An 8,949-nucleotide genomic window follows, 5' to 3' on the forward strand; every position below is an offset into this window, starting at 1 on the left:
GTCGACTGTTGTCTTTCGGTCTCATCACCCTCACCCACCGCGCCGGCGCGCCCCCGCCCCCCGGGGTTGGGGGGCGCGGCCCCCCCCCCCCGGGGCCCCCCCGGCCGTCGATCACGCGGGCGCGCGCTCGGATACCGCGGACGGTTCGTCGGCGGGCTGCAAGGTGAGCGCGACCAGTGCCGACACGAGGCATCCGGCGCCGAGGTAGGCGGCGACCCAGTGCCAGCTCCCGCCGCCGAGCAGGACGAGCGCGGTGGCGATGGCCGGAGTGAATCCACCACCCACCGCCGCAGCCACCTGGTATCCCAATCCGGCTCCGCTGTAGCGGTATTCGGGGCCGAACAACTCGGTCAGCAGCGGTTGCTGCACGCTGACGATCAGGTCGTGAGCGATGTTGACCAACACGACGGAGCTCACCACGACCAAGATTTCCGAGCCCACCTGCATGGACAGGAAGTAGGGCACGGCGCCGATCACGCCGACCACCGCGCCGGTGATGAACACCGGTTTGCGGCCGTAGCGGTCGGAGATCCAGGCGAACAGCGGGATCGTCACGATGCCGATGCCGCCGACGAGCAGTGCGACGGTGAGCATGAACCCGGAGTCGAAGCCGTACTGCTTGGTCGCATAGGCCAACGCGAAGGTGGTGACGATGTACATCGTCAGCAACTCACCCAACCGCAGCCCGATGATCTGGAAGAAGGCCGCCGGGTGCTGCCGCAGGGCCTCCAGGACCGGCAGCTTGCGCTTGGCCGGCTCGGCGTCGGCGACCTGCTCGCGGAACACCTCGCTCTCGGGCACGCCGGCGCGAATCCACAGCGCGATGGCCACGAACACGACGCTGATCAGGAACGGCACGCGCCAGCCCCAGGTCTGGAACGCGGTGTCGCTGGTGAACGCCTGCATCAACCCGGCCACACCGGTGGCCAGCAGCAGTCCGACCGAGTAGCCGACCTGCACGCCGCTGCTGAAGAAGGCTTTGAGCTTCGGGGGCGCGTTCTCGACGGCCATCAGGGCCGCGCCACCCCACTCCCCGCCCACGGCGAAGCCCTGGATGGCCCGCAGCACCACCAGCAGCAGCGGCGCCCACCAGCCGATGCTGGCGTAGGTGGGCAGCAGACCGATCAGGGCGGTGGAGACACCCATGATCGACACCGTCCACACCAGCATGGTCTTGCGGCCGATCTTGTCGCCGTAGTGCCCGAAGAACACACCACCGAGCGGGCGGAAGATGAACCCGACGCCGAACGTGGCGAACGCCGCGAGAGTCCCGGCGAGCGGACTGATGTCGGGGAAGAACGCGTCGTTGAACACGACCGCGGCGACGATTCCGTAGAGCAGGAAGTCGTACCACTCCACGACAGCTCCTACGAAGCTCCCCGCCGCCGCGCGAACGGGCTTCGCTTCCGTGTGCTCGGGCGCATCCGCCATTGGACACCTCCTGTGCGCTATCCGCACGACTGTGCGCTTGTTGCACGACATAGTGCGATGCCAGCCACACCGAGTCAAGCAACCAGGCGTGCGGATCAGGCGTCGACCCGGGCATCGACCTCCACGCCCGGCCTCGACCGGCGCGACCGGAAGCCCGGATCACCACTTGGGCGACGACACGGGAAGCGATGAGTGCGCCTTGATGGGCCACCGCCCTCACGCTATGGTCACGATGCGCACAGTTGAGCGCATAGCGCACATTTGGAGTCCTGATGAAGGCAGCAGCACTGACCGCCCCAGAACGCGTCGACGTCATCGACGTTCCTGAACCGGCCTGCGGCCCGCGCGACGTCGTCGTGCGCATGCTCGGTGTTGGGCTGTGCGGCACCGACACCGCTGTCGTGCGCGGCCGACGGAAAACACCTCAACTCCCCTGGGTTCTCGGGCACGAAGGAGTCGGCGAGATCGTCGCCGTGGGCGAGTCCATTCGCGATCGGCAGGTTGGACAGCGGGTGGCCGTCGAGCCGAACTACTGCTGCCTAAGCTGCGATCCGTGCCAAGCGGGCTTCACATCGGGTTGTCGGAAGCGCAACGCCGTCGGCCTCACCACGCCGGGCCTGCTCGCCGAGCGCGTCGCGGTGCCGGCTGCTTTCGCGCACCCGATCGCCGATCATGTGAGCCTGGCAGATCTGGTGTGCGTCGAGCCGCTGACGGTGGCGCGCGCAGCCGTGCGCCGCTCCGGGGCCCGCGAACAGCAGCACTGCTTAGTCCTCGGAGCGGGCTCGCAGGGCCTGCTGCTGTGCCAGTCGCTGCTCGAAATCGGGATCACGCCCGCCGTGCAAGAGCCCCACGCAGGACGCCGCGAGCTGGCCATGTCGCTGGGCGCGACGGTCGGCGACACGCACCAGGAGGTCGACCACGTCTTCGAGACCTCGGGCGCCCCGGGAGCCCTGGACGCAGCACTGGAGCGCTTGCGGCCGGGCGGCCACGCCACCGTCGTCGGCATGAACTCGGCCCCGCTCGCGGTGTCGTCGCACGCGATCGTCTCGCAGCAGTGGTCGATCACCGGCTCGCTGATCTACGACCACCCGGTCGACTTCGCCGACACCATCGCAGCTTTGGAGAAGGGTGCCCTCGAACCGCACCGGGTCCTGCAGGCCCGGTTCCACCTCGACGAAGCCGCCGAGGCCTTCACCGCGGTCGCAGCAACACCCGGCAAGTGCTGGATCAGCTTCGAAGGCTGAATCAGCCGGCGGCGATGAGGTCAGCCTCGATCAGGCGCGCCGTCCGCAGGATCACCGGGATGTAGTCTCGCTCGACCAGCTCCGGCGTGGTGCGCCCGGCGTGCACCGACACGTTCGCCGCGGCGATGACCCGCCCGGCGCGGTCGCGCACCGGCACAGCCGCGCCCCGGAGGCCCTCCTCCAGCTCGGAATCGACCAGCGCCCAGCCCTGTGCGCGTGCTTTGTCGATCTCCGCGCGCAGGGCCTGCGAGTCCCGCACCGTGCGATCAGTGCGCCGCTGCAGATGCAACCGGCCCAACCGCTCGTCCAACTCGTCCTCCGGCAACCCGGCCAGCAGCACCCGCCCCATCGAGGTCGTGTGCGCGTCGAACCGGGTGCCGATGTTGATCTTCACGGTCGCGAGCCTGCTGCTCGTAGCCAGCGCGAGGTAGACGATCTCGTCGCCGTCGAGCACCGCCAGCGCGGCGGTCTCGTTCAGTTCCCGGGTCAACGCTTGCAGGTGCGGCTGGGCCACCTCGGGCAACGACATCCCGGACAGGTAGGAATAACCCAGTTCCAAAACCCGCGGGGTGAGCTCGAAGTGACCCCCGTCGGAACTGACATAGCCCAGGTCGACCAGCGTCAGCAACAACCTGCGCGCCGTGGCTCGGTCGAGCTCCGTTTCTCGTGCCACCTCGGCAAGAGTCTGTCGCCGGCGCTCCGCGGTGAACGAACGGATCACCGACAGCGCCCGCGCCACCGACTGCACGAAGTACCCGCCGGCCACACGACCGCCCGCAGCCGGATCAGCCGTCACGAACACACCTCCCCGAACCATCGCGTGCGTATAGCGCACACCCTATCGGATGGTGCACGCACACGTCGCAATGAAGAAGTGCCCCGGCGGCCACCAGGTGAGCAGTGCGCCAAAGACGGTCGCGGACGCACGCTGCGACGAGGCGGTACGACGACGATGTCTCCACCTCCGGACCGGCTTCGCCTGCACTTCGGTCACAGACGGGTGTGGTTCTCGATGTCCTGTTCGAACTCCGCGATGGCCTCGGCCGTCAGCGTGGGTCGTGCGTCGGTGACCGCCCGCAGGTAGTCGTCGGTGGTGGCCATGGTGCTGTCGTCGTGCAGCACGTCGCGTTCGAACGCGGTCTGGGCGCCTTGGCGGGCGGCGAACTCGATGTCAGCCGGTGTGAACAGGTCCGTGCGCTTCACCAGCACGTCCAGGTCGACGTTGTCGCGCGCCGGCCCGAGGTAGCGCGACCAGATCGCCCGCCTGGCGGGCTCGTCCGGCGGCCCGATCGGGATGATGTAGTCGAACCGGCCCGGCCGCAGAAACGCCGAGTCCAACGAACTCACCGAGTTGGTCGCGCACACCAGCAGCCGGTGGTCGTGCTCGCGGAAGCCCGGGATCAACTTGAGCAGTTCGTTGGTCACGCCGTGCGCAGGACCGGCGGCGGGCGTGGAACGCGTGCCCGCGATCTCCTCCACCTCGTCGATGAACAGCACCAGGTCGTCGAGCTCCTCGAGCTCGGCGAACACCGCGCGCAGCGACGCCGCCAACCCGTCCGGGGACGCCCCGGCCAGCCGCGAGGGGAACAACTCGACGAACGGCCAGTTCAGCCGGGAGGCGATCGCCTTGGCGAAGGTGGTCTTGCCGGTGCCAGGCGGCCCGAACAGCACGATCGCCTTCGGCGGGAGCACGCCGTGCCGCTCGGCCTGCACGGGATGCGAGATCGGCAGCACCACGCGCCGTTCGATGATGTCCTTCTCCTTCGTCATCCCGGCCAGCGCTTCCCACCGGCCGGGCGGCAGCAACTGCCCGCCCAGCTCCTCGAGCACCCCGAACTCGACCGGGTCGAGGTGCTCGACCTTCTCGAAGTAGGTCAGGTCGGTGCGGGGGCGGTAACCGGAGTTGGCCATGGCATTGAACCCGGCCGCACCCTCGGGGACCAGACTGGCGATGCGGTGCACGCCCTGACCCCGCAGCTTCTTCTCCAGTTCGTCCAGCAACGCGCTCCCGATGCCGCGGTTGCGCCACCGGGTGTCGAGGGCGAACAAGGCCAGCCACGCCCGCTCCCCTTCCACCTTCGCCGCTGCCATGCCGACCACGTCGTTGTCCACGACCGCCACCGTCGCCGGGTGTCCGGCCCGCGCCATCGACACCACCTCGGCTGCGGAGAACACCGGCTCACCGCCTTCGCGGCTCTGGTCCCAGATGTGAATCGCCTGGTCCAGATCGTCGTCGTGAAAATCACGCACCCGCCACAGCGGCATGGCACCTCCAGGGTCTTCTTCCCCACGCCGGGGAACAGCTCGCGAGAGCCGCGGATCACAGAGAAAGCTAATGGGCACGACCACAGCGCGCAATGAACAGCACCAGATCAACAGCACCCGGAGCAGACATCGGCGAAACTGGCGTGAATCCCGTCCACATCGGCACCGCAGCACGAGTGCTGCCAATCCAGCACAGACCGAACCGAGCTCAGCATTTCCCTGCCACTCCGCAGAACATCCGTAAAGTGAGCAACCAGAGTGGATCAGATTTGCGATGGCAATGACTCTACGTTCCGAACGACCCCGGTTGGGACACTGTTGTTCTTATCTGTGTTCGTGGTGGCCATGCTCGTTGACGAAACCAAACAGCAAGCCTTGCAGGAGGCCGTCCAGGATCGCGCGAACGTGGCGGTGCGCGTGGCACAGAAATGGATGCTCGCCCCCGATATCGGATCTATCGGGGGCGAGCATTTTGCGTGGCAGGACCCGGACACAGGCCCACCCCCTCAGGTCCTGCCGCGCCCAACAAAGAGCGTAGAGGGCTGACCCCGAGCTCGAATACCCACAAGATTTCAAATGGTGGCACGTCAGCGGCAGCCCGCTGCTCTGAGTGGGGGATTATTAGAAGGTTGGGGCGTGCCGGTCCGTCGGGTACATGCCTGGCGGAGTATTCCGACGGGATGAGTTCCCCGACTCCTCCCGACAACCCCGTAGAAGCCGTAAACCTGGCTCGTGACTTGCTAGCGGCGGCTGCGTGCGACCCACGTCTACGAACAGAGTCGCTCGATGACCTAGCCGCGCTTGCACGCCGAGTGAACGAAGCAGTCGTGACTCTGGCCGATTTGACCCTTGAGCTGTCCGAACGCACGTTGATCGAGAGCAGCCGGGCGGTTGGAACGTGGACAGATGCCGTCGCCGACATCGCAGGGATGCACACAGCGTTGCGTTCGGCGTCGTGGTACGCGTCGTTGTACTTGGCGGCATTGGAGCAACGGCGAAGGTAGTGCCACATCCGCCCGACGTCTCCCGCGAAATCAGACACCGAATCGGTGACGGCAAAACGATTCACCGTACGGCTCATCGTGGTGAATCTGTTGAGAGGACCCTGCCAGTGACCATTACCGCTCAAGACACACTCGCCATATTCATCGGCTCCGGCGCCCTGGGGTTCCCGTGGTATCGCGTCGATCGGCACCCGGCCGACAACATCGACTCGGACACCTGGACGCTGGCTTTCACCGAGTTCGCGTTCGGAAGCTCAGAGACCGAAATTTCCCAGCACGTGATCACTCACGACGACCTGCTTCGTGCTGTGCAGAAGATCGCTAGCGGTGGCGCCCATCAGATCGAGGACGTCGTGCAGCGCGAGTGTCAGGCACTGCTATCTCAGGGGCCCGGCGTGGCCGGCTTCGATGCCGACGCGGCCGACGTGGTCATTCAGGTCGCCGCGTTCGGGAAAGTGCTCTACGGCTGAGAGAACCGTCCGCAAACTCGTTCACCACTGGACAACGCCCGGATTTGGTTCAGGCTCGCGAGACTGCCACGTCCGGGCGTTGTTCGGCCGGCAAGCGGTTCCGGCGGTTGGTGGGGGACGAAGGCCCCACACCTGTGGGTGAATACCCATCAGCCGACGTTCGGCATGACCGGCGGCCGGCCACCGCCGTCGAATTCGACCGCGACCTCAATCACGCGTCATGATCACCCTGATTGAGCTCGTTACCGCCATCGATGAGTTCGTCCGAGTTGTCATCGCACCTTCCGGGTCATGCCTGGTCAGTCGCGCCTCATCAGCAGCTCGGAGCCGGCGCGCGAACTGGGTATTACGCGTCAGACGATCGCGCGGTGGGTCCAGCGCGGTGTGATCACGCCTGCGTCGGTCACCGCACGCGGTCAAGCGCGGTTCGACGTGGAACAGGCCAAACGCGAACTGCGAGTACACACCAAGCGGGCGGCAGGAGTCCGCAACGCACTCGCATCACAGGACCGTCGCGATGCTCTGGGCATCAGTCCGCACGCCGTGGTAGTTCTCCTCGTGACCGAGAGCGTGAGCGCCAACCCACTCCGCTAGTTGCTGCGCCGAGCCTGGCCCGTCGCGCCCATCGGCCGTCGCCCACAACATAGCCTGCAAGACCGGCGATACCGGGCCCGGCGTTTCGTCCGACGCCGAGCCCACGTCCCCAAGGAGATGATCAGCGATGTTCGTCCCGTTCAGCGTCAGCGACTTCATCGACCGTGCGGTGCAGGTGTACGGCGACCGGGTAGGCGTCATCGACGAGCCGATGCAGCCGGCGGCGAGCCAAGGCGAGCTGACGTACGCGCAGTTGGGGGAGCTGGCGCGTCGTCAGGCCGCGAAACTCGACCAGCTCGGCATCGGTGTCGGCGACCGGGTGGCGATCGTGAGCCACAACAGTGCGCGGCTGCTCACGTCGTTCTTCGGGGTCAGCGGATGGGGGCGGGTGCTCGTCCCGGTGAACTTCCGGCTGCGGCCTGAGGAGGTGCAGTACATCGTCGAGCACTCCGGCGCACGGGTGCTCTACGTCGACCCGGAGCTCGAGGAGGCGCTGGCGGGCGTCAGCTGCGAGCACAAGTTCGTGCTCGGCGACGACGAAGCGCTCTACGCGCCGCCGGGCTCCGAACCCCAGGCCTGGGAGCCGGACGAGTCGGCGACCGCCACGATCAACTACACCTCCGGCACCACGGCGCGACCCAAGGGCGTGCAGATCACGCACCGGAACATCTGGGTCAACGCGCTCACCTTCGGGCTGCACGCCCAGATCAGCGACCGCGACGTCTACCTCCACACGCTCCCGCAGTTCCACGCCAACGGCTGGGGCATGCCGTTCGCCATGACCGGTGTCGGTGGGCAGCACATCATCCTGCGCAAGATCGACGGAGCCGAGATCCTGCGCCGGGTCCGCGACCACGGCGTCACGGTGATGTGCGCTGCTCCAGCGGTCGCCGCAGCGGTGCTCGAAGCCGCCCAGGATTGGGAGGGCGAGATTCCCGGCCGGGACCGGGTGCGGATCATCATGGCCGGGGCACCCCCGCCGACGAAGACCGTGGTCCGGGTGCAAGAAGAGCTGGGCTGGGAGTTCATCCAGATCTACGGTCTCACCGAGACCTCGCCGCTGCTGACGGTCAACCGCACCCGGTCCGAGTGGGACGACCTCGACCCGGAGGAGCGTGCGCAAAAACTCACCCGAGCCGGCGCACCGGCGCTCGGCGTACGACTGCGCATCGACCAGTCCGAGGAGGGTGCCGGTGAGGTGCTGGCACGCTCCAACGTGGTGCTCGAAGGCTACTGGGAGCAGCCGGAGGAGACTGATAAGGCGCTCGACGGCGGCTGGTTCCACACCGGCGACGGCGGCCACCTCACCGACGACGGCTACCTCACGATCGCAGACCGCAAGAAGGACGTGATCATCACCGGCGGCGAGAACGTCTCCTCGATCGAGGTCGAGGACATCCTGTTCTCCCATCCCGCGGTCGCGGAGGTGTGCGTGATCGGCGTGCCCAGCGAGAAGTGGGGCGAGACGATCAAGGCGCTCGTGGTGCTCGCTCCCGAGTCAGAGGGCACTCCCGAGATGGAGGCCGAGCTGATCAGGTGGTGCAAGGACCGGATCGCCGGCTACAAGGCGCCCACATCGGTGACGTTCCGGACCGAACTCCCCCGCACCGCGACCGGCAAACTGCAGAAGTTCAAACTCCGCGCGCCCTATTGGGAGGACCACACCCGCCAGGTCAACTAACTCGGACCCCGATTGTCAGGCGCGGGCCCAGCATCAAGGTGGACCTGTTGGACCTGCCCAGCGCCTCGGCCCGTCGAGCCGCATCCAGCGGGCCGAGCCCGTCCGGAATCGCGACGCGTCAGCCTGGAGGAGCGGTCGGGTCGGCTCTGGATGGTGTGAGTCGGCTTCCACCATCGTCGTCCTCACTTCCACAGCGCCGCGATGCCGCCGACCGAGTTGACGCCCAGGTAGACCGTCAGCAGCCAGGCGACCGCTCCGAC

7 protein-coding genes are annotated in these 8,949 nt (G+C 67.1%); 4 read left to right on the forward strand and 3 right to left on the reverse strand.

The genetic code is table 11. The annotated features are described in order from the left end of the window. Positions 1-111: 111 nt before the first annotated feature. On the reverse strand, positions 112-1,482 hold the full coding sequence (gene shiA, locus AB0J91_RS32680) for a shikimate transporter (protein WP_363876816.1): 1,371 nt from the start codon (positions 1,480-1,482) through the stop codon (positions 112-114). Between the two features lie 221 nt (positions 1,483-1,703). On the opposite strand from shiA, the gene AB0J91_RS32685 reads away from it, so the two are divergent. Further along, positions 1,704-2,675, forward strand: a complete 972-nt coding sequence (locus AB0J91_RS32685; protein ID WP_363876819.1) for an alcohol dehydrogenase catalytic domain-containing protein — start codon at positions 1,704-1,706, stop codon at positions 2,673-2,675. Between the two features lies 1 nt (position 2,676). On the opposite strand, the gene AB0J91_RS32690 is transcribed toward AB0J91_RS32685, so the two are convergent. Beyond that, on the reverse strand, positions 2,677-3,492 hold the full coding sequence (locus AB0J91_RS32690) for an IclR family transcriptional regulator C-terminal domain-containing protein (RefSeq protein ID WP_363876822.1): 816 nt from the start codon (positions 3,490-3,492) through the stop codon (positions 2,677-2,679). Between the two features lie 173 nt (positions 3,493-3,665). After that, positions 3,666-4,940 (reverse strand): GNAT family N-acetyltransferase, encoded by a 1,275-nt coding sequence (locus tag AB0J91_RS32695; protein ID WP_363876825.1) that lies wholly within the window; start codon positions 4,938-4,940, stop codon positions 3,666-3,668. Between the two features lie 1,111 nt (positions 4,941-6,051). On the opposite strand from AB0J91_RS32695, the gene AB0J91_RS32700 reads away from it, so the two are divergent. The 3 genes from AB0J91_RS32700 (at position 6,052) to AB0J91_RS32710 (ending at position 8,689) form a co-directional block, all read left to right on the forward strand. After that, entirely contained in the window at positions 6,052-6,414 is a 363-nt protein-coding gene (locus AB0J91_RS32700; protein WP_363876828.1) for a hypothetical protein, read from the forward strand. Between the two features lie 291 nt (positions 6,415-6,705). Beyond that, positions 6,706-7,008, forward strand: coding sequence for a MerR family transcriptional regulator (locus AB0J91_RS32705; RefSeq protein WP_363876831.1), 303 nt, complete (start codon positions 6,706-6,708; stop codon positions 7,006-7,008). A 127-nt stretch (positions 7,009-7,135) separates the two neighbouring features. Next, positions 7,136-8,689, forward strand: a complete 1,554-nt coding sequence (locus tag AB0J91_RS32710) for an AMP-binding protein (RefSeq protein WP_363876834.1) — start codon at positions 7,136-7,138, stop codon at positions 8,687-8,689. Positions 8,690-8,949 lie beyond the last annotated feature (260 nt).

Origin of the sequence: Saccharopolyspora sp. NPDC049357 (assembly GCF_040677225.1) — a bacterium.
Taxonomy (GTDB): domain Bacteria; phylum Actinomycetota; class Actinomycetes; order Mycobacteriales; family Pseudonocardiaceae; genus Saccharopolyspora.